22 protein-coding genes and 1 pseudogene are annotated in these 19,923 nt (G+C 36.2%); 14 read left to right on the forward strand and 9 right to left on the reverse strand.

Going from position 1 to position 19,923, the window contains the following annotated elements:
- Positions 1–5: 5 nt before the first annotated feature.
- From APB85_RS09800 to APB85_RS09825, 6 genes are all read left to right on the forward strand, one after another.
- On the forward strand, positions 6–473 hold the full coding sequence (locus tag APB85_RS09800; protein WP_057483181.1) for a 3-hydroxyacyl-ACP dehydratase FabZ family protein: 468 nt from the start codon (positions 6–8) through the stop codon (positions 471–473).
- 97 nt (positions 474–570) lie between these two features.
- Positions 571–1,833 carry a beta-ketoacyl-[acyl-carrier-protein] synthase family protein gene (locus tag APB85_RS09805; protein ID WP_057483182.1) on the forward strand — a complete coding sequence of 421 codons (1,263 nt, stop codon included), beginning with the start codon at positions 571–573 and terminating at the stop codon, positions 1,831–1,833.
- A 106-nt stretch (positions 1,834–1,939) separates the two neighbouring features.
- The gene (locus tag APB85_RS09810; protein WP_057483183.1) at positions 1,940–2,194 is read left to right on the forward strand and encodes an acyl carrier protein; all 255 of its coding nucleotides are present in this window, start codon (positions 1,940–1,942) and stop codon (positions 2,192–2,194) included.
- Positions 2,191–2,754, forward strand: a complete 564-nt coding sequence (locus APB85_RS09815; protein WP_057483184.1) for a 4'-phosphopantetheinyl transferase family protein — start codon at positions 2,191–2,193, stop codon at positions 2,752–2,754. The genes APB85_RS09810 and APB85_RS09815 overlap by 4 nt, the downstream gene beginning before the upstream one ends.
- Before the next feature lie 74 nt (positions 2,755–2,828).
- Positions 2,829–3,545, forward strand: coding sequence for an MBL fold metallo-hydrolase (locus APB85_RS09820; protein ID WP_057483185.1), 717 nt, complete (start codon positions 2,829–2,831; stop codon positions 3,543–3,545).
- Between the two features lie 271 nt (positions 3,546–3,816).
- Positions 3,817–5,838, forward strand: coding sequence for an aconitate hydratase (locus tag APB85_RS09825; RefSeq protein ID WP_057483186.1), 2,022 nt, complete (start codon positions 3,817–3,819; stop codon positions 5,836–5,838).
- A gap of 78 nt (positions 5,839–5,916) precedes the next feature.
- Here the strand turns inward: APB85_RS09825 and hpf are convergent, their stop codons facing one another.
- Positions 5,917–6,222 (reverse strand): ribosome hibernation-promoting factor, HPF/YfiA family, encoded by a 306-nt coding sequence (gene hpf / locus APB85_RS09830; protein ID WP_057483187.1) that lies wholly within the window; start codon positions 6,220–6,222, stop codon positions 5,917–5,919.
- A gap of 245 nt (positions 6,223–6,467) precedes the next feature.
- Between hpf and APB85_RS09835 the strand changes: the two genes are divergently transcribed.
- Complete coding sequence (locus tag APB85_RS09835; protein WP_083482236.1) at positions 6,468–6,962, forward strand: DUF4251 domain-containing protein; 495 nt, start codon at positions 6,468–6,470, stop codon at positions 6,960–6,962.
- 156 nt (positions 6,963–7,118) lie between these two features.
- Here APB85_RS09835 and APB85_RS09840 read toward each other — a convergent pair whose 3' ends face one another.
- Entirely contained in the window at positions 7,119–8,012 is an 894-nt protein-coding gene (locus APB85_RS09840; protein ID WP_057483189.1) for an AraC family transcriptional regulator, read from the reverse strand.
- Positions 8,013–8,194: 182 nt separating this feature from the next.
- Here APB85_RS09840 and APB85_RS09845 point away from each other — a divergent pair, with 182 nt between their 5' ends.
- The 5 genes from APB85_RS09845 to APB85_RS17490 all read left to right on the forward strand — a co-directional run bounded on the left by APB85_RS09845 (position 8,195) and on the right by APB85_RS17490 (position 12,818).
- On the forward strand, positions 8,195–9,385 hold the full coding sequence (locus APB85_RS09845) for an aldo/keto reductase (protein ID WP_057483190.1): 1,191 nt from the start codon (positions 8,195–8,197) through the stop codon (positions 9,383–9,385).
- A 79-nt stretch (positions 9,386–9,464) separates the two neighbouring features.
- Positions 9,465–10,577 carry an alpha/beta hydrolase gene (locus APB85_RS09850; protein ID WP_057483191.1) on the forward strand — a complete coding sequence of 371 codons (1,113 nt, stop codon included), beginning with the start codon at positions 9,465–9,467 and terminating at the stop codon, positions 10,575–10,577.
- 6 nt (positions 10,578–10,583) lie between these two features.
- Positions 10,584–11,057, forward strand: coding sequence for a cupin domain-containing protein (locus tag APB85_RS09855; protein WP_057483192.1), 474 nt, complete (start codon positions 10,584–10,586; stop codon positions 11,055–11,057).
- Between the two features lie 20 nt (positions 11,058–11,077).
- The gene (locus APB85_RS09860; RefSeq protein WP_103294450.1) at positions 11,078–11,683 is read left to right on the forward strand and encodes a flavodoxin; all 606 of its coding nucleotides are present in this window, start codon (positions 11,078–11,080) and stop codon (positions 11,681–11,683) included.
- A gap of 4 nt (positions 11,684–11,687) precedes the next feature.
- A complete protein-coding gene (locus APB85_RS17490) occupies positions 11,688–12,818 on the forward strand; it encodes a carboxymuconolactone decarboxylase family protein (RefSeq protein WP_057483194.1) in 1,131 nt (376 codons plus the stop codon).
- Between the two features lie 5 nt (positions 12,819–12,823).
- On the opposite strand, the gene APB85_RS09870 is transcribed toward APB85_RS17490, so the two are convergent.
- On the reverse strand, positions 12,824–13,396 hold the full coding sequence (locus APB85_RS09870) for a hypothetical protein (RefSeq protein WP_103294451.1): 573 nt from the start codon (positions 13,394–13,396) through the stop codon (positions 12,824–12,826).
- Positions 13,397–13,463: 67 nt separating this feature from the next.
- Between APB85_RS09870 and APB85_RS09875 the strand changes: the two genes are divergently transcribed.
- Complete coding sequence (locus APB85_RS09875; RefSeq protein ID WP_057483196.1) at positions 13,464–13,685, forward strand: helix-turn-helix domain-containing protein; 222 nt, start codon at positions 13,464–13,466, stop codon at positions 13,683–13,685.
- A 626-nt stretch (positions 13,686–14,311) separates the two neighbouring features.
- Entirely contained in the window at positions 14,312–14,821 is a 510-nt protein-coding gene (locus APB85_RS09885) for a hypothetical protein (protein WP_103294452.1), read from the forward strand.
- A 46-nt stretch (positions 14,822–14,867) separates the two neighbouring features.
- Here APB85_RS09885 and APB85_RS09890 read toward each other — a convergent pair whose 3' ends face one another.
- From APB85_RS09890 to APB85_RS09925, 6 genes and pseudogenes are all read right to left on the reverse strand, one after another.
- Complete coding sequence (locus APB85_RS09890; protein ID WP_057483199.1) at positions 14,868–15,380, reverse strand: peptide-methionine (S)-S-oxide reductase; 513 nt, start codon at positions 15,378–15,380, stop codon at positions 14,868–14,870.
- Positions 15,381–15,415: 35 nt separating this feature from the next.
- Positions 15,416–16,660 carry an NAD(P)/FAD-dependent oxidoreductase gene (locus tag APB85_RS09895; protein ID WP_057483200.1) on the reverse strand — a complete coding sequence of 415 codons (1,245 nt, stop codon included), beginning with the start codon at positions 16,658–16,660 and terminating at the stop codon, positions 15,416–15,418.
- 149 nt (positions 16,661–16,809) lie between these two features.
- Positions 16,810–17,265 (reverse strand): KTSC domain-containing protein, encoded by a 456-nt coding sequence (locus APB85_RS09905; RefSeq protein ID WP_057483202.1) that lies wholly within the window; start codon positions 17,263–17,265, stop codon positions 16,810–16,812.
- Between the two features lie 282 nt (positions 17,266–17,547).
- Positions 17,548–17,763, reverse strand: a pseudogene (locus APB85_RS09915) (VF530 family protein).
- Positions 17,764–17,769: 6 nt separating this feature from the next.
- Positions 17,770–19,071 carry a DEAD/DEAH box helicase gene (locus tag APB85_RS09920; RefSeq protein ID WP_057483204.1) on the reverse strand — a complete coding sequence of 434 codons (1,302 nt, stop codon included), beginning with the start codon at positions 19,069–19,071 and terminating at the stop codon, positions 17,770–17,772.
- 197 nt (positions 19,072–19,268) lie between these two features.
- Positions 19,269–19,721, reverse strand: coding sequence for a cold-shock protein (locus APB85_RS09925; RefSeq protein ID WP_057483205.1), 453 nt, complete (start codon positions 19,719–19,721; stop codon positions 19,269–19,271).
- Between the last annotated feature and the right edge of the window lie 202 nt (positions 19,722–19,923).

Below are 19,923 nucleotides of genomic sequence, written 5' to 3' on the forward strand. Positions count from 1 at the left end.
ATTGCGTGAATTATAAAAATATCCTCGAAAAACTGCCGTACACCAAACCATTTCTATTTGTAGATGAGTTGCTGAAAGTCAACGAAAATTCTGCCGAAGGTCGCTATACCTTTCCTGTAGATTCCTTTTTCTATAAAGGACATTTTAAAAACAATCCCGTAACACCCGGCGTAATTTTAACGGAATGCATGGCGCAAATTGGTGTGGTTTCCCTGGGAATATTTCTGCTTCAAGATCAGGTAAATGAATCAAAAGAAATTGAACTTGCATTAAGTTCTTCGGAAGTTGATTTTTACCTCCCGGTTTTTCCCGAGGAAACGGTAAAAGTAGTTTCAGAAAAGTTATTCTTTAGATTCAATAAGTTAAAATGTGAAGTAAGAATGTACGATAAAACAGAGAAATTGATATGCCGCGGAAAGATCGCCGGCATGATAAAGAGCAAATTAACTGAGGACGTTTCCAAACAAATTTAAATTAGAAATTCACTTTTAGTTTCGGGGTATCCCGATGCTTCGGGACGAAGTAATTAAATCTCGATTATCGAGTAAAACTGTTTAGAAAGCTTTTTTAATGAAAAAACGAGTAGTTATAACAGGAATGGGAGTGGTTGCACCAAATGCAATAGGTTTGGCCAATTTTGAAGATGCGATTCGTAAAGGAAAAAGCGGGATTAGATTTGAAGAAGAACTGGAACGTTTAAAATTCAGTTGCCAAATTGCGGGAAAACCACAGGTTTCAGAAGAAAAAATAGCCGAATACTTCACGCCCTTACAATTACGCGGACTTAATTCCAGCGGGATTGTTTACGGGGTAATTGCAGGAACCGATGCGTGGCGGGATGCGGGACTTAAAATTGAAGAGACCGAACAACCAGATTGGGACAGCGGAATCATATTTGGTACCGGAATTTTAGGAGTTGATAAATTCCGCGAAGCCATTCATTTAATTGATGCTGGTAAAACTCGAAGATTAGGCAGCACCAGCGTGATGCAAACTATGGCAAGTGGGATTAGCGCTTACTTGGGCGGAATTTTAGGTTGTGGCAACCAGGTGACTACAAATTCGTCTGCTTGCACAACGGGTACCGAAGCGCTACTTATGGGGTTTGAAAGAATTGCCTCTGGGAAAGCGAAACGAATGCTGGTGGGCAGTTGCAGCGACCACGGACCTTATGTTTGGGGAGGTTTTGATGCAATGCGTATTTTACCATCAAAATATAATGAAAAGCCTGCCGAAGCATCCCGGCCAATGAGCTCATCAGCTGCAGGTTTTGTACCGGGAAGTGGAGCAGGAGCACTGATGCTTGAGGATTACGAAACGGCTCAAGCTAGAGGCGCAAAAATTTATTGCGAGGTTTTAGGAGGAGCTACCAATAGTGGTGGACAACGTGGTGGTGGCAGTATGACCGCCGCTAATAGTGAAGCGGTAATTAAGTGTATTAAAGATGCTATACAATTTTCAGGGATTTCAGCAGAAGAAATTGATGTGATTAATGGGCATCTTACTGCCACGACCAGGGATGCGTTGGAAATTGAAAATTGGAAAAAAGCCTTGAAGAATGATGATTTTCCGTATATAAATTCTTTAAAAGGAATGACGGGTCATTGCCTGGCAGCTTCAGGAAGTATAGAATGTGTGGCTAGCGTGCTTCAAATAGCTAAAAAATTTATTTTCGGAAATACGAACTGCGAAGATCTTAACCCTGAAATTTCAGCATTGATTTCCGAAGAAAAAGTTCCGCGTAAAACTTTAGAAAAACCTGTAAATATCCTGGTAAAAGCCAGTTTTGGTTTTGGCGATGTAAATGCAGTGGCTATTTTTAAAAAGATATAAGATTAGCTTTCAAATAAAATTATACATAAATGAACCCAGCCTGAAGCTGTACATAAATACGGCAATACACTGGCAAATTCACCCATAGAAACATAAATTTAAATAGATGAAAGAAAAAGAAATACTAGACTCCCTGAAAAAAATTGTGAGCCCTTATGTTCAAAGAAAAGAGGGACTGGAAAATTTTAATGAAAAAACCGATTTTATTAAGGACCTGGAAGTAAATTCGGCCAACCTGGTTGATGTGATTTTAGATGTGGAAGATGAGTTTGATATTGAAATAGACAACGATTCTATGAGCGGAATGTTGACTGTAGGCGATGCGAAAAACATTATTGAGCGTAAACTGGCTTCAGCGTGATAGGTAACGACATCGTAGATTTAAATTTAACCCGTCTTCAAAGTAACTGGGAAAGGCATGGTTATCTTCAGAAATTATTCACGGAAGATGAGCAAAAGTTTATCGTCAACAGCAATAATCAGGAATTAAATGTTTGGTTACTCTGGAGTATGAAAGAAGCGGTCTATAAAGCTGTACAGCGAAAATATAAACTAAAGCGGTTTTATGATCCGAAGCAATTTGTTTGTTCTCAGGTTCAATTAACTCCGGAAAAGGCAAGGGGCGAGGTTTACTTTAAAAATGAAACCTTTAAAACAACTTCAGAATTATTTCCGGATAAAATTCTTAGTTATACCGCTAATACCGAGTTTTCATACTTTTCAGAAGAAAAAAATACGCGGTCCCTGCTATTACAGAAGGTTTCTGAACATTTCCTTATTCCCTTAGATTCTCTTAACATTACTAAAACCGGCCAGGGTATCCCTTTAATAACTTATCATGGTGATAATCTGCAAATTCCATTTAGTCTTTCTCATCACGGGAATTATTCAGCCTATGCGCTCTCGTTAAATATGTCCTAAAACCTGATTTGGACATTGTGAAAGCCTCACCTTATTTGTATCTTGAAACAACTAATTATAAAACGATTTTGATTATGAAGACTGTTGATAAAATGGAAGTGCTGCACAGCCAAAGTGCCGAATTTGTTCAAAAAGGTGAAACCGGGAAATTTTTAAAATTAATACCGGATACTTTTATTATAAAAGGTGAAGAAAAAGATGGCGTTTTTAACCAGGGTTATGCCATTAGACATATAAATAGACAGGATATTTTACTTATTGATGTAGTTGAAGAAACTACCAAAGATGCGGTAAAAAAACTGGTAAATGATGGTTATAAAATTAAAGGTATTTTAATTACCTGCGATCATATTTTAAAAGATGCCTACGTCGATTTAAAAACAATTTCTGAAGATGCCGGGGACGCACCAATCTTTGCACATCCACGCAATAATTTTAAAGACAGTTTTAAAACAAAAGATATCACCGAAAGAAAAGGTGTGCTAAAAGATTTTGGCCTAAAAGTATTTGATCTGCCTGGAAACGGTGGAGCTTCGGTTATTATTTATTCTGAAGTTAACGATGGCATGTTATTCCCGGGCGAAGATGCTGAGGGTTCTCCATACGATTCTGATCTTAATACCTTTAAAAGACCAAAAATGGATAAATCTAACGACGATTTTGGTTTAGCCGGTAGCTGGAGCGCTTTTGATGAAGAATTTGCTTATTTATTCCCTAGAAAAGGAAAACCGGGCTTTAATATAGAAGAAGGCCAACAAACCGATATTTTAAATTCACTAAGTAAGAAATAAACATATAATAAGCTGTTTCGAAAATAACCGGTAGAATATTTCACAACCAAGAGTTCAGAATATTTCAATGGTTATTTTTCAAACGGCTTTTTAGAAACTGCCATAAATAGGGAAGGAGTGCCTTCTATATTTATGGCTTTTTTTATTAGCGGTTTCAGCGTATCGAAGAGGTGGCAAGCTCTTCAGTTTAGCATTTAAGATATAAGATATTGTTAAACGCACCGCCATTCTATAGAAATTGTAATAATTTAAAGCTTAAAATTAACCAACTATGTCTAAATTAAACGTAACACAAAAATTAATTAAGGAGCATTTACTCAAAGGAGAAATGATTCCGGGAAAAGAAATTGGAATAAAAATAGATCAGGCTTTGCTTCAGGATGCTACAGGAACCCTGGTGCAACTGGAGTTAGAAGCTATGGGATTAGATAAAGCACAAACAGAAGTCGCTGTTCAATACGTTGACCACAACCTACTGCAAACCGATTTTAAAAATGCCGATGACCATTTGTTCTTACTTTCGGCGGCCCAAAAATTCGGGCTTTGGTATAGTAGACCGGGAAATGGTGTTAGTCACCCTGTACATATGGAACGCTTCGGTAAGCCGGGAAAAACCATGGTTGGTTCAGATAGTCATACCCCGGCGGCAGGATCTTTAGGAATGCTTGCTATTGGGACCGGCGGACTTGATGTTGCGGCCGCAATTGCGGGTCAGCCTTATTTTGTGAAAATGCCCAAAGTATGGGGCGTGAAACTTACCGGAAATTTACCAGATTGGGTTAGTGCTAAAGATGTGATACTTGAAATGTTGCGCCGCCACGATGTTAAAGGCGGAGTTGGAAAAGTAGTAGAATATTATGGTGATGGTCTTAAAAACTTAAGCGCTATGGATCGCCACGTTATTGCCAATATGGGTGCAGAACTTGGTGCTACCACCACCGTTTTCCCTAGTGATGAAGAAACAAAAAGATTTTTAAAGTCTCAAAAGAGAGAAGATGATTGGAGAGAATTACTGGCCGATGAAGGCTGTGAATACGATCTTCACGAAGAAATTGTATTAGATGATCTTGTGCCCCTTATCGCATTGCCAACCAGTCCCGGAAATGTGGTGCCGGTAAGCGAAGTTGCAGGGAAACCAATTAGCCAGGTGGTTATTGGTTCTTCAGCAAATCCGGGATTAAGAGATTTCTGGATCGCGGGAGCTATTGTTGAAGATAAAGCGGTAAGCAGTGATGTATCTTTTGATATTAATCCAACCTCAAGACAAATAATTCAAAATATGATAGATAACCGGGCTTTTGCTAACTTGATAAAGGCAGGAGCACGTTTCCACCAATCTGGTTGTATGGGTTGTATAGGTATGGGACAGGCACCGGCATCTGGCACTATTAGTTTACGTACCATGCCAAGAAACTTCCCGGACCGTTCGGGGACCAAGGACGACCAGGTTCATTTATGTAGCCCGGAAACTGCCGCAGCTTCAGCATTAACAGGAAAAATAACTGATCCACGAGATCTGGAGAAGCTTTATGATATGAAATATCCGAAGTTTGAATATCCTGAATTTCATATTATTAAAGACGATATGTTAGTTGCACCGCCAGAAGACGGTTCTAAAATTGAACTTCAAAAAGGCCCTAACATTAAATCGCTTCCATATATTGAACCTATGCAAGATCATTATAGCGTTCCTGTAATGCTAAAAATGGGAGATAATATTTCTACTGATGAGATTTTGAAAGCAGGAGCAGAGGTATTGCCTTTTAGAAGTAACCTGCCAGAAATTAGTAAATTCTCTTACACGGTAATTGACGAAACCTTCTATGACCAGGCAATGAAAGCTAAAGGAGAACACGGTGGGCATATAGTTGTAGCAAAAGATAATTATGCACAAGGTTCCAGTAGAGAACACGCGGCTATAGCCCCAAAATACTTAGGCCAGGTAGCGGTAATTGCCAACAGTTATGCAAGGATTGCATGGCAGAACCTGGTAAACTTTGGAATTCTTCCGTTAGAGTTTATCGATATTAAAGATTTTGAAAAAATTGAGCAGGACGATCAGGTGATCTTCAAGAATCTTAGAGAGGATATTAAAAACCGAAATAACATTAAGGTTATTGTGAAGAAAGCCAATGGTGACAAATTAGAGTTTGAAACCAAGCATAGTATGAGCGATAGGCAAATTAAGATCTTAATGAAAGGTGGAATAATTAACGAATTTAAGGAGCGTATTGAAGCTAACGAACTTGGCGAAGGCCAGGCTAAGGATGCCGACGAAAGCGAAACAAAATAAACTTCGAAATATTGTTATAAACAAAAACCCTGATGCATTAACATCAGGGTTTTTTATGCGTTAAAAAGAAAATACTTCTTAATTAGAATGTGTTCTCATCTGGCTTTTCTTTTTGGCCAATTGCTTATCAAGATCTTTAACTGTTTCTGCCGTAGCTGATTCAAAAGAATCTTTATTAGATTCAGCAAAAATTTGAGGGCCAGGAACACTTAATTTAATATTACAAATAAATCCGTTTGGATCCTGTGCTTCTTCCTTTTTAAAATAAACCTGTGCTTTAACGATAAAATCGTATTTCACTTCCAGTTTATCTAATTTTTTCTGTGCGAATTCCTGTAAGGCCTCGCTTTTTTCGAGTTTTACAAATTGATATATTGCTTCCATAAATAATTTTATTTTGTACCTCCAAGAAACCTATTATTAAATGATTATACAAACAATTAAGTGATTCTTAGCAAAGGTTTAAGATTAATTTTTAGTAACAGGTTCGTGAAAAATTAAACTGGGCAGCACTAATTATTTATCAAAGCTTTGAACTCCAAAGCTTCGAAATTAGAATTTAAACTTCTTTTAAGAATATACTCAATTTAAAGATTGTAACTTTATTTAAGACACTGATAATAAAACTAATGAAAGGCTTCATATTTAATTTACTTCTTATAATATCATTATTTGTATTTCAGGGCTGCGGTAGCAGTATGAATTCAGCTAAGGTTACTAAAACCAAACAATTAGTTGATAGTCGAAAATTTGAAATACAACATGAATGGGTAAATCCGATGTCTGGGAATCGAATTAACCTGATTGGAAATCCTAATTTTATAAGATTAAAAAAAGATTCGGTGAATTTGTTTCTGCCATTTTTTGGAGAACGTTTTGCCGGTGGCGGGTACAATGATGAAGGAGGTATAATTTATAATGGTCCATTAAAAGATCTCGAAGTAAATAGTGATAAGAAAGATACACAGATAATTAAATTTTCTACCAAACAAGATACTGAAGATCTCGATTTCACTATTACGGTTTATCCTGAAGGAGATGTTAATACCCGGGTCAATAGTAGCCATAGATCATTTATTTCTTACCAGGGCAAAATAGGTGAGCTTAAAGAAAGGGATGATTAGTAAAGCATAGATAAAAAAAAGAATTCTTCAGTATGAATTATTCTATTTTACAAGTATCCAATGTAGAATGTTCATAAATACTATTTATATCTTAATTGACAAGTGTTGAGAGAATATTCCAAAAAGTATGTTCATAACCCATGTTCATGAATGAGACTAATTCAAATTCCTGTACTCATTTGGAGTATGACCAGTATTTTTCTTAAACATCCTGTTGAAGTGCTGAGGGTATTTAAATCCTAATTCATAAGCGATCTGGCTAATGGAGCTATCGGTATCGAAAATCCGGTCTTTAGCAACATCAATTAATTTCAAATGAATATGATCCATAGCCGATTTACCGGTTTCCTTTTTCACCAGGTCTCCGAAGTAATTTGCAGAAAGATTTAGATGATTAGCAAAATAACCAACAGAAGGCAGGCCGTATTTCTGAGGGTTTTCAGACTGAAAATAATCATTCAGTAAACCTTCAAATTTGGACACTATACCCTGATTCAAATTTTCTCGGGTTATAAATTGCCGGTCATAGAATCGTTCACAATAATTAAGCAATAATTCAATATTACTGGTAATGATAGTTTTACTGTGTTTATCAATATTTTGATCGAGTTCGTAATCTATCTTCAGGAATAATTCGGTAATGATCTGCTGCTCTTTTTCAGATAAATGCAGGGCCTCATTAAGGTCGTAGGAAAAGAAGGAATACGTATGAATCTTGCTTGCAAGCGGTGTGCCTTTGATAAAATCAGGATGAAATAATAGGGCGAAACCTTTTGGGTTATAATCCTTGGCACTTTTAATACCTACAACCTGGCCTGGTCCCATAAAAACCATGGTTCCTTCTTCGTAATCATAAGTATTTCTACCGTATTTCAATTCACCACAGTTCACTCCCTTCAAAAAGATCGCATAAAACTCAAAGCTAAACTTCCCACTTGACAAGGGTTTTGCTGTTCCGCTATCAAAAGATGTGATTAAAGGATGCCTGGTTTTAATCTCTTTAAGAGCATTGTATTGGGCAATACTTTCAACTTTCAATATATCTTCCATAGTTCTTGCTTTTTTACTTCAATACAAATATATCAATCTGTGTTTTAAGAAATTGATCTCGTGACTAATATCAGTAATTATGGTTAGAATATCAGTAATCTGTATACCAGATATACCTCTAGATTGGGGGATATTTGTATTAAGATTTTTAGTAAAGCAGTAATAACATATAATATATAATTATGGAAAATAGAGATTCTAATAGTTTTCAGAATGGGAAAAGCTTTAGCCGAAGGAAATTTTTAAGTAGTTCTACTATAGCTGGTGTTGGGCTTAGTTTGAATCCGTTTTCAATGTGGGCAAATACAAAAGGTAATGACACAAGCCAGGGAAAGATTAATAAATCTCAACAACAGAATATAAATCCGGATAAAAGAAGACTTGGAAATCTGGAGGTTTCTCCACTTGGTCTAGGAGCCCTTTCTGTGGTTGGGTTTTATACTGGCAGGGTTCGCGATCAATACAAGGTAAATAAGCTTTATCGGGAAGCTTATGACAATGGAGTTACATTTTTTGATACCGCAGAGGTCTACGGACCATTGATCAGTGAAAGACAGATAGGTGAAGCGGTTGAGCCGTTTAGGAAAGATGTGAAGATCGCTACAAAGTTCGGTTTCGATATTAATCCTGAGACCGGCGAACGAGGAGGATTAGATAGTAATCCAAAAACCATTCGCAGAGCCGTGGAAGGTATGCTGAAAAGGCTAAGAACCGATTATATAGACCTGCTATATCAACACCGGGTAGATCCTAATGTTCCAATTGAAGATGTTGCTGGTACTGTTCAGGATTTGATGAAAGAAGGAAAGGTGCTTCATTGGGGATTATCTGAACCAGGATTAAATACGATTCGTCGTGCTCACGCCGTGGAACCACTTACCGCGATCCAGAATGAATATTCTCCCTGGACGCGCAATCCAGAATCTGATGTGTTGCCCCTTTGTGAAGAATTGGGAATAGGTTTCGTACCATGGTGTCCCCTGGGTTATGGTTTTTTTGCCGATGCTATTAACGAAAATACCAGGTTTTCTGAAGGTGATTTTCGCACCATTCTACCACGAACAACTCCTGAAAACATACCACAAAACCTCCAAATTCTTTACTATATTGAGGAATGGGGTCTTCGAAAAAATGCAACACCAGCGCAAATAACCTTAGCCTGGTTACTGGCTCAAAAGCCCTGGATAGTTCCAATTCCCGGAACCTCTAATTCTGTGCACCTCAGGGAAAATTTAAGAGCTAATGAAATTTCATTCAGTAAGGAAGAATTAAAGGAATTTGATCTGGGTCTGTCTAAAATTGAAATTGTAGGAGCACAAAATGCAGAGCCTGTTATGGCTGCTATGGGGGTTGAAGCACCAATAAAGAAATAGATTCTTTTAGGAAGAATAATTATAAAATCTAACCTTTCCTGATACTTTTACTAAATTGTAGAAAACTGAACAATATAAAATGAAACTGCTGTACCAAAAAATAAGAATAAGCTTTATACTAGGAATATCTCTATTTCTTTGTTCTTGCTTAGGATCTAAATCTATTTCCACCGATGCAATTGTTTTAAAAAAACAAGGAGGTTTTGCCGTGGGAGGAACAGTAAAGGAGAGTCCGGGAACATTTGATCCTATAGAACATGGAGCTTTCAATCCCAGCAATCAAAGTACTGAAGGCCAAACCCTGCATGGAGATCATGCTACCGTATATTACCAAATTCCGGTAAATGCTAATGAATTTCCTTTAGTATTCTGGCACGGCTATGGGCAGTCTATGAGGACCTGGCAAACCACCCCTGATGGCAGAGAAGGTTTTCAAAGTATTTTTCTGCGGAAAGATTTCCCGGTTTATTTACTGGATCAACCTCGTCGAGGTCTTTCCGGGCGAAGCACAGAACCTACTCGTATAAGTCCAGCTACAGATGATCAACTTTGGTTTGGCATTTTCAGGCTTGGCTTAGGAAATAATTTTTACCCAGGAGTTCAATTTTCTAAAGATCCTGAAGCTTTAGATCAGTTTTACCGCCAAATGACCCCGGATACTGGGCCCTTGGAAATTGATGTAAATATCGATGCCGTTTCAGCATTGTTTGATAAAATAGGTCCTTCAGTACTTGTTACACATTCTCATAGCGGAGGACAGGGATGGCTCACGGCCCTTAAAAACGATAATATTAAGGCAATAGTTTCCTATGAACCAGGAAGTAATTTCGTATTTCCTGAAGGAGAAGTGCCGGAACCAATGCCTTATCTCGGTGGAGAGTTGAGTGCCAGGGGTGTTCCTATGGATGAATTCAATCGCCAGACAGAAATTCCAATTATCATCTATTATGGGGATTATATTCCTGAGGAACCTGTGCAGAATCCTGGAAAAGAACAATGGAGGGTTGCACTGGCTATGGCCAGGAAATGGCGTGATACGGTAAATAAATACGGGGGAGATGTGACTTTAGTACCACTTCCTGAAGCAGGATTAAAGGGTAATACCCATTTCCCCATGTCAGACCTTAACAATAAGAAAGTAGCGGAATTAATGTATAGCTGGCTAAAAGAAAAAGGATTAACTAAAAAATAGAATAAAATGAAAAATCTAATCACAGTATTATTATTTATTGTTCCAATATGTGTTTTTGCTCAGGAGGAATCTTATTCAGTCTCATCATATCTGGAGGAAGGCACCAAAGCTCCTAATACCCATTATTTAGGAGAGGCCTGGTTAAATGGATTGCTGGAGGTTGAGGGAGATTTAAATTTTCATATCACCAAGGCCACTTTCAAAGCAAATTCTACTCTGGACTGGCATAAACATGCCTCTACCCAGGTGTTGATTTATGTTGAAGGCGAAGGCTACTATCAGGAAAGAGGAAAAGCCCCTGTTATCCTAAAAGCTGGTAACGTGATAAAATGTGAAAAGGAAACAGAGCATTGGCATTCATCCACCAAAGACAGTGATGTAACTTATCTGGCTGTGTATGGAGGAGAACAACCCACTACCTGGACCGAGGTACTCACCCAGGAGTATTATGATAAGGTAGCGGAAAAGCTGAAAAAATAAGTCTTTAAATAATAATTGAAATGAAAATTGTTCAATCAAATAAACTCTTTGGTCTATTTGTAATCGTCTTTATGATTATTGGTATTCAATCTAATGCCCAGGAAAAAATCGCCGTTGTTTATTTATCGAGAACAGAAAATACAGAAGCTGTAGCTAAGCTTATTCAGGAAAAAGTTGGGGGTAATTTAATTGCCTTGGAAAAGCAAGATCCATACCCGGAGAATTATCAGGAAATAGTTGCTCAGGTAGACAGGGAAAATGAAGAAGGATACCTACCTCCTTTGAAAACTAAAATTGAAAACCTTAAAGACTATGATATTTTATTTGTTGGTTTCCCTACCTGGGATATGCAAATGCCGCCTCCCATGAAGAGCTTTTTAACTGAAAATGATCTGAGCGGTAAAACTGTAATCCCCTTCAATACCAATGCAGGTTTTGGGGTAGGTCAGGGATTTGACCAGTTAAGAGAATTATGTCCAGATAGTAAGATCCTGAAAGGCTTTTCGGTAGAAGGAGGATATGAAAAGAAAGGGGTTTTACTGGCGATCAAAGGAGAACGCAAGGAGAAGGTCGAAGATCAGGTTATAACCTGGTTAACCAGCATCGGGTTATTAGAAAAATCATAGAATTATGAAATTGAAAACTATAAGATTAATTATTACTTTATTCATCGCAGCAAATCTGTCTGTTTTCGCACAAACAGAATCTGAGGAATTAAGTCCGGAAGAGTATAGCATAGCCAGAATTTCTGCGGCTACCGCGAAGGGTGATCTCGAAACCTTAGAGGATGCGTTACATGAAGGCCTGGATAACGGGCTTAGCATAAATAAGATTAAGGAGGAACTTGTTCATCTATATGCCTATTGTGGATTTCCGCGAAGCCTTATGGCGATAAATACCCTGACGGAAGTTTTAGAAAATAGAAAAGACAGGGGGATTAAAGATGAAACAGGAGAAAAACCGACTGATTTAAAGAATGGTGATAAATATGAAATTGGAAAGGAGGTTCTTGCTGAGCTATCCGGAGTTGAAAACAGGCCAAAGGCGGCCTATGCTAAAACCGTACCGATCATTGAGGTATTCCTGAAAGAGCATTTGTTCGCAGATATTTTTAAAAGAGGCGTATTGTCTTTTAAGGAAAGGGAGATAGCCACCGTAGCGGCATTATTAACTATGGGAGATCTTGCTCCAATGGCTAAAGGTCATATGAATATAAGTATGAGGCTGGGAGTTTCCCAATCCCAAATTTTGCAGATCCTGAAAATTATTGAAACCGATGTCGATAAAAAAACAGCCCAGGTAGGCAGGGAACTTTTAGCTGAAATAACTCCTGATTATAGTTTTGATAAAGCCGATTACTCTGAATATCTGGATTCAGAAAAAATATACCCTAGGGGAGAAAAGATCACAAATCCTGTTTTCACCGGTACGGCCTGGTTAGAAATGTTGGTAACCGCAGATGAAGTTAACAGGAATTCAGTAGGAGTGGTCACCTTTGAATCAAAAGCTAGAACCTTCTGGCATCAGCATCCTAACGGACAGATCATTTTAGCACTATCCGGAAAGGGATATTACCAGGAGAAAGGTAGTGCGAAGAAAATTCTGAAAAAGGGAGATGTTATAAAATGTCCAGCAAATACTCCGCACTGGCATGGAGCAAGTCCAGATGAGGAATTTGTCCAGATTGCCATTACCAGTAGAGTTGACGGTCCGACTGAATGGTTTGAGTCGGTTTCAGAGAAAGAGTATAATGTGGATTGAAAGGATTATTTGAGATAATTAATAATGTTAGGATCATAATTAAAGGTTTTAATCCTCCAAGAGTCGTCTCTTTCTATCCAGATAAGATTCTTCTTTTGGAGTGTATTTATAATAGCCCAGGTATCATAATCATTCAAATTATTATTGAATATGTGGCGATAAATTTTAAATTTGGTTTTTAGCTTAACTATTCCGCTAAGAACCCTTAACTCTTCCATATTCAATTTATTTATCCTGGTTTCCGTAGAATCGGGTAGGGCTAGTCCTCTTTCTAAATAAGGTGAAAAGTCATTACAATTTTCACAAATAAGTTTAGAGGTTAATACAGCCTCTCTAAATTCTTTCCTACTATTAACTTCCTTTTTAATTGTCATTTGGCATAAGGCGCAGGGCGTTAAGTGTAAAACACAATGGGAATTTGTTAGTATATCTTTAATTTCCACTCTATTTGAATTCCGTTTATCTGAAAATTCAGAAGGTAAGGGTGAAAAACAGCCATTTTTGTATGACCAATATTGAGATATTGGTACCAGTAGTTCTTCTGGTGTAGAACTCCCTATTATAATTTGATAGTTCATACCTGTACAAATAATGACATTTAAGTCATTACAAAAATGATGAATTCTTTGGACTTTTCATAATCTTATGGGAAGTCGCTTAAAGAATGAAAAATTACTACAAAAAATTTCTATCCAGTTAAAACGGCATAGAGAAAAGAAGGAACTTACCCAGGAAGATGTTTATAATGATACTGGGATTCATATATCTAGGATTGAAACCGGTAAAGTAAATATTACTGTTAGTACTCTTGCTGCCCTTTGCGATTATTTTGACCTCAATCTTTCTGAATTTTTCGACAAATTATAAATTTAATCAAACTAGCTTTTCTCAATTTTCGTAATTTTTAAATACGGTTAATTGCTGAAAAACTGAATTTCTTTCAGAATAATCATAAATAATTTTAGAATTTTTATTTATAATAATTTCTTTTTCGAATTCAATATTTATTGACTGATAGAAATCCAATAATAATTTAATAGAATTTAAATAGCTATATTGAGTTCTGTATGATTTGGACTTTAATTTCAGAATGTAGAATTTCAATGGCAAATAACAGGGAGTAAAATCCTGTATAAGAATTGGAACCTGATTATTGCTTTTAAATTGTACTGATATAATTCTCATAATAAGGAAAATAGAGATTCTACAATTTAAGAAAAGTAAATTAAACTTTGATAATCAAAGAATAAACTAACAAGAATATAAACGTTGGTTACATTGGGTTCAATTTTACATAATATAAATTATAGTGCAAATAGGTGTGTCTGTTTTTTTAACCCAAGTTATATAAGATGTTCATTATTATAGGATAATTCAATTATCACTTAAAGCTTTAGTTATTCCTAAACTTCTTATTTAACAGCAAATTAAAATTATCTGGGTTTGGTTTTTATAATTTAGTTAGACTAACTAAAAAAATTAAAATGAAAAGTATGAGAATTTATGTAATGTTTTTAGCCCTTGTATCTATTGGGTTGACAAGTTGTAATGATGGATCTACTAAAGAATTGGCTCAGCAACAGGAAGAATTGAAAAAACAAAATGACAGCATAATTGGTATGCACGAAACGCTTACTGCGAAAAATAACGAGCTTAAAACACAACACAACCAGGTTTCGCAACAATTACGTGGATTGGAAAAACTGGAAGATTCTACACAATTGGAGAAACTTACCAGCATTGAAGCCAAAATTAGAAACCATGGAGCTAAGCTGGCTTCTCACAGAGAAATGATTGAGTCCCATAATGAGCTTGGTCAAAACTTTGGAGAATTATCTACCGATGCAAAAAAGAAGCAACTTTCTGAAATGCAGAAAACTCACGATCGTATAATGAGTGAACAGAAAGAAATGAAATCTGAACACGATATTATAGAAAAACAACACCAATCTATAAAAGATATGATTGCTAAATCTGCTTCCGGAGATGAATCAGAAGACTAAATCTAAATTTGCTTAGAATTTATAAAAAATGGCTATCTAACTTATTTTAGGTAGCTATTTTTTTATCCTCTTTCAACGAGGTATAAAATTTTTTCTTTAAAAGCTCCAGTTTAGGACTTATAAAATTTTGACAAAAAGGTTTATCGGGTCCTTTTAAATAATAATTCTGAATTTCTTCACGAGAATTTTTAAAAGAAACGAAGGGCAATACTTTGGTAATAATTTCTTTTTCAAAATCTGCTCTCAAATTATTTAAACTTGCTAAAGCTTCAATTTTATCGCTTTCATTATAGTAATAAATGGCAGATCTATATTTATTACGCATACTGTGGTTTGAAGTGCTCTGATGCGTATGCAAATGAATTTCAATTAAACTTTTCAGGGAAATTTTATTACTATCGTAATGAACAATTACGCCCTCCGAATAATCGACATTTTTAGCTTTAGATGCAACATAACCCTGTTCTACCTTTAGTACGCCTACAACTTGTTGAAAAACAGCTTCGGTACACCAATGGCAACCTCCTCCAAAAGCTATTTTCTTAAGTGTTGTATCCATAATTAAAAGATCTTTTTAGTTCTCTGATAATTAACTCAATTCTTCAAAGCCTGGATTAGCCCCAAAGCTGCACGTTCACCGGAAAGCATGGCCGCATTTTGAGAAGAATTTAAAAGTTGATCTCCAGCCAGGAATATGGTATCGGTTAATTGAGTTTCGGTGGGATCTATTTCGTAATGTAAGGGATTAATTTTTGGCAGCGCTTTTTTAATAAAATAGTGTTTTAAAAATCGTGCGTCCCCTACTCCACAGTAATTCTTTAAATCCTGCGCAACTTTTTTCAGTAACTCAGTCTCAGATAAATCGGTTTGTTTTACTACTGTAACTGAAAGTAATTCCTTTCCACCATTAGATTCAGTCGCCACACTGGTATGATAAAAGATATTATTGATAATAGCATCTTTATCTGTAATTAAGCCAATAATGGGCTTCTCTATAGTTCGCTTTTCGGTTTCAAAATAAAAATTATGACAGGATTTCCATTGGGTTTCCTGGTTTTTCAAATTACTTACCAGCGAACTGGCTTCAGTAGCAATTATGCTAGCATTGGTTGTAATAGCTTCTTGACTCTCCAATATAATTTCGCCTTCTTTTACTTCTTTTACCGGCGTATTAAAATGGATTTTAGTATTCTTTAGTTGTCTTGCCAGGTGTTTTGAAATTTCTCCCATTCCTTTCTTTGGAATTACCGCGAGGCCTTCTCCGAACATCTTAAAAACAAATTCAAACATTCTGCTAGAAGTTTCTAAATCTGGTTCCAGGAAGATTCCGCTAAAAAAAGGTTTAAAGAATTTCTCTATAATTTCCCCGGAAAAACCTTTATCCTGAAGGCATGCTAAAGTGGTAGTTTCCTTTCTTTCAAAAATATCGGTAACCGATAGCTTTTTTAGATCGGCATAAAGACTTAATATCTTTAATTTATCTGGAAAGCTGCCAATGCCTGAGAAAACTGTAGGCAAAATTAAAGATGAAGCCCGCAATGGATCGCCAATTGTTTTAGGCTTAGCGTTTTCATAAATTACTGCGCCCGGTAATAATTCCTGTAATTCTAAAGATTCATAATCTAAATACTCCAGGGCTTTTGGATAAGCGCTAAGCAAAACCTGAAAACCGCGATCTAATTGGTAACCTTCTACCAAGTCGGTTTTTATTCGCCCTCCAACACTATCTGAAGCCTCATATATTTCTGGAGCATAACCGTGATCTTCTAGCACTTTAGCAGCGATTAGTCCGCTAAGTCCCGCACCTACAATTTTTACTTTATATTCAGATTTCTCCATATTTCATCTTTATTTTCTCAAAAATACAGTTTTTAAAAAAGACCTGAAGATGCACAATTGTTAAGGCAGCACTAAGATTTAGCTTCAATAAATAAAAAACCCACAGCATATTATTTGCTGTGGGTTTCATATAAACAATAAGGTTATTCTTAAGCAGTTTGTAGCTCAAGATCTTTTTTCGATTTTCTATATAAAAAAGAATTGTAAATATTCCTTTTAGCGAATCTTACCTGCTTATCTGAACTTATGAATTTGATAAAAAGTTTTTTGTTTACTCCAAAATACTCATAGGTAGTACGGTTTGTAAAAGATATTTCCAGAAGATTCCCTTTATGCTGATAGTCTGCAATTCCGGCTTCGTTTATCGTTCTGTTATATTCCTCCAGGTTAGCTTCTATAGTTTGCGGGGCAATACTTACTAAAAAGTGGTAACCATCAATAATTTCTTTACTTTTTACTTCAGCTTCGGCGTGCTTTTCATCGGTTTCTCTAAATTTATCGGGATGCCATTCTTTAACCAGGTTACGGTAAGTGCTTTTAAGTTGTTTAAGATCTATCTCTTTTTCAACATTAAAGAGCTTTTTATATTGATTTACACGCTTCATTACTATTAATTTTAAATAAGCGGCAAAACTACTTCTTTTTATTGGATAGTAAACAGATTATTTTCAAGGTGTTTTTTTACTTTATTTAAAGGTTCTGGATATAGATCCAATCGAGTAACTCGTAGGTGATTATGCCCGAAATAATAGCGACTAGCAGTTTTATCCAATTAAGCTTAATCCAAATAATAATTTTTTTCATCAAAATACCTTCCTGATTTTTCTCAAATCCAATCCTTAAAGGTATTTTGAAATCTTGAATAAATTTTACGGGAATCCACATTCCTAAAATGAATCCAGATATAATTGTTCTACCTTAGTTCTGGCCCAGGGCGTTTTTCGTAAAAATTTTAAACTGGATTTTATGGATGGATCCTGAGTAAAACATTTTATATTTATTCTTTTACCCATTTCTTCCCAACCCTAGCGGTTTACCAGAAATTCAAGAATATCAGCAAGCTTTACGCCGTGAAGCTGATTATTTGGTTGTTGACTTTTCATAAACGCTTAAACATATCGCACTCTTACTTTTTTCTTTTTTAGCTTAGAATTATTGAGCAAGCCAATAAGTTCTTCCGCTTTTTTCTCCGGTACAGCAACAAATGCACAATCTTGCTTAAGTTCAATAAGGCCTAGTTCATCTTTTTTAAGATTTCCCTGTTTAAGAAAAAGGCCGGCGATATCTCCTTTTGAAATTTTATCTTTTCTACCTCCGGAAATAAATAGCGTAGTTTTTGCAACAGCATCGGTGTTGCTTTTTGCTTCCTGGATTTTATAATCATTGGTTTCAATAAAATCGGGCAGTTTTTTTTTTTCAGAAAGCACGTAGGCAATACCTTCCTGATGCATTCTTGCCGTGCGCCCGTTTCTATGCGTAAATTCTGAAGCTTTGAATGGTAATTGATAATGAATTATAAAATCAATTTCGGGTACATCTATACCTCTTGCAGCAAGATCTGTAGCGATAAGCAACCTATGAGTTCCATTTCTAAACTTGATAAGAGATCTTTCCCTGTCCTTCTGCTCCATTCCTCCAGAGAATATACCGTGTTCAATTCGGTTTTTATTTAGATAGTCACTCACTTCAGCAATGCTGTCTTTATAATTACAGAAAATAATCCCAGAACCTTTGGCTTTTCCAGACAGCAAATTAACCAGGCTTTCAAGTTTCTTTTTAGGGTTTATATCAATGGTCTTCACCTCCAAAGAAGGTTGTTCTCCTTTCAAATAGTCAATGTTCTTAGGCTTTCTTAGACCAACAAACGCCGGAACCTCGATATTTTGCGTAGCAGATGTAAGAATACGTTTTTCTAAACCTGAAAGTGCTGATATAATTTCTTTCATTTCATTCTCAAAACCGACTTCCAAAGATTTATCAAATTCATCTAAAACAAGAGTTTTGATGTATTTTGTAGCAAAGGTTTCTCTCCTAAAATGGTCGGCAATTCTTCCCGGGGTACCAATTAATATTGCAGGGGCGTGTTGTAGTTCTAATTTATCTTTAGAAAAAGCTCTGCCGCCATACACGGCATTCGCTTTAAAGCCGGCTCCCATTTCCCTGGTAACTTGCTCTATTTGAATAGCCAGTTCTCTTGAAGGCACTAAAATTACAGCCTGCACCTCTGCCAAATCTGGATCTAAATCTTCCAACAAGGGTAATAAGAATGCTAATGTTTTTCCTGATCCGGTGGGTGATAGTAAAACAGTATTTTGATTTTCTACAATTGTTTTATAAGCTTCCTGCTGCATAGCATTAAGCTTAGAAATCTCCAATTTTTTCAGGATTTCCTGTAAATTCTTAGTTTGCATGTATATGAGAATAATAAAGTCTTATATCGACTTTAAAGGGAAGCACCCGTTTAGGCGATAAAATATGAGTTTCTTAAGGGTAAGATACAAGTGCAATTAAAACTGACTTCAGAGTCTGTTTTGTTTATTGTTCACCTGTAAAAAAAAAGAAAGGTTCAGCAATATCATATTACCGAACCTTGTATGTGGTTAACGAATTATTGCTGTTTTACACGAACAGCATTCATTCCTTTCATTCCTCGTTCCAATTCAAAACTTACCTTGTCGTTTTCATCGATCTCATCGATCAACCCGGTAACGTGAACAAAATATTTTTCGTTATTTTCTGAATCAATAATAAATCCAAAACCTTTAGAATGATCAAAAAAGGAAACTTTTCCTTTTCTCACTGGATCTTCCTCTGGCATGTCTTCTTTTTTCGGAACGCCAATTTCTATACTTTCGGCTTCAACTTCCACTTTTTGAGAAGGATCCGGTGGAGTATCAGTAAGATTCCCGTCAGCATCTACATACGCGATCATATCTTCAAAGCTACCTCCTTTGTTAGAATTCTCTTTGCGCTCTTGCTTCTTAAGCTCCTTTTCTTTTCTCTTTTTTATTTTCTTTTTTTCTTTTTCAGTCTTACTGAATGTCTGCTGCGATTTGCCCATTCGTTATGTTTAGTTAATAATTAGGTGAGTAAGCTTGGAATTACCTGAAGAGATTCCTGGTAGTGATAAGGCATCTTAAAGCCATCTTTCTTCAATGAAAGTAAAGAATCCCTATAAAGGATACCGCTTAAACTTCTACAAAGATAAGTGATAGAAATTAAATTACTTAATTTGAAGGGGATAAATAATTCTTGATTTCCAA

This window comes from Salegentibacter mishustinae, assembly GCF_002900095.1.
Classification (GTDB): domain Bacteria; phylum Bacteroidota; class Bacteroidia; order Flavobacteriales; family Flavobacteriaceae; genus Salegentibacter; species Salegentibacter mishustinae.

Bases quoted from the DNA above. Each gene is read 5' to 3' on its own strand.
- APB85_RS09805 (WP_057483182.1), top strand. From the start codon at position 571: ATGAAAAAACGAGTAGTTATAACAGGAATGGGAGTGGTTGCACCAAAT.
- APB85_RS09810 (WP_057483183.1), top strand. From the start codon at position 1,940: ATGAAAGAAAAAGAAATACTAGACTCCCTGAAAAAAATTGTGAGCCCT.
- APB85_RS09820 (WP_057483185.1), top strand. From the start codon at position 2,829: ATGAAGACTGTTGATAAAATGGAAGTGCTGCACAGCCAAAGTGCCGAA.
- APB85_RS09825 (WP_057483186.1), top strand. From the start codon at position 3,817: ATGTCTAAATTAAACGTAACACAAAAATTAATTAAGGAGCATTTACTC.
- hpf (WP_057483187.1), bottom strand. From the start codon at position 6,222: ATGGAAGCAATATATCAATTTGTAAAACTCGAAAAAAGCGAGGCCTTA.
- APB85_RS09835 (WP_083482236.1), top strand. From the start codon at position 6,468: ATGAAAGGCTTCATATTTAATTTACTTCTTATAATATCATTATTTGTA.
- APB85_RS09840 (WP_057483189.1), bottom strand. From the start codon at position 8,012: ATGGAAGATATATTGAAAGTTGAAAGTATTGCCCAATACAATGCTCTT.
- APB85_RS09845 (WP_057483190.1), top strand. From the start codon at position 8,195: ATGGAAAATAGAGATTCTAATAGTTTTCAGAATGGGAAAAGCTTTAGC.
- APB85_RS09850 (WP_057483191.1), top strand. From the start codon at position 9,465: ATGAAACTGCTGTACCAAAAAATAAGAATAAGCTTTATACTAGGAATA.
- APB85_RS09855 (WP_057483192.1), top strand. From the start codon at position 10,584: ATGAAAAATCTAATCACAGTATTATTATTTATTGTTCCAATATGTGTT.
- APB85_RS09860 (WP_103294450.1), top strand. From the start codon at position 11,078: ATGAAAATTGTTCAATCAAATAAACTCTTTGGTCTATTTGTAATCGTC.
- APB85_RS17490 (WP_057483194.1), top strand. From the start codon at position 11,688: ATGAAATTGAAAACTATAAGATTAATTATTACTTTATTCATCGCAGCA.
- APB85_RS09870 (WP_103294451.1), bottom strand. From the start codon at position 13,396: ATGAACTATCAAATTATAATAGGGAGTTCTACACCAGAAGAACTACTG.
- APB85_RS09875 (WP_057483196.1), top strand. From the start codon at position 13,464: ATGGGAAGTCGCTTAAAGAATGAAAAATTACTACAAAAAATTTCTATC.
- APB85_RS09885 (WP_103294452.1), top strand. From the start codon at position 14,312: ATGAGAATTTATGTAATGTTTTTAGCCCTTGTATCTATTGGGTTGACA.
- APB85_RS09890 (WP_057483199.1), bottom strand. From the start codon at position 15,380: ATGGATACAACACTTAAGAAAATAGCTTTTGGAGGAGGTTGCCATTGG.
- APB85_RS09895 (WP_057483200.1), bottom strand. From the start codon at position 16,660: ATGGAGAAATCTGAATATAAAGTAAAAATTGTAGGTGCGGGACTTAGC.
- APB85_RS09905 (WP_057483202.1), bottom strand. From the start codon at position 17,265: ATGAAGCGTGTAAATCAATATAAAAAGCTCTTTAATGTTGAAAAAGAG.
- APB85_RS09920 (WP_057483204.1), bottom strand. From the start codon at position 19,071: ATGCAAACTAAGAATTTACAGGAAATCCTGAAAAAATTGGAGATTTCT.
- APB85_RS09925 (WP_057483205.1), bottom strand. From the start codon at position 19,721: ATGGGCAAATCGCAGCAGACATTCAGTAAGACTGAAAAAGAAAAAAAG.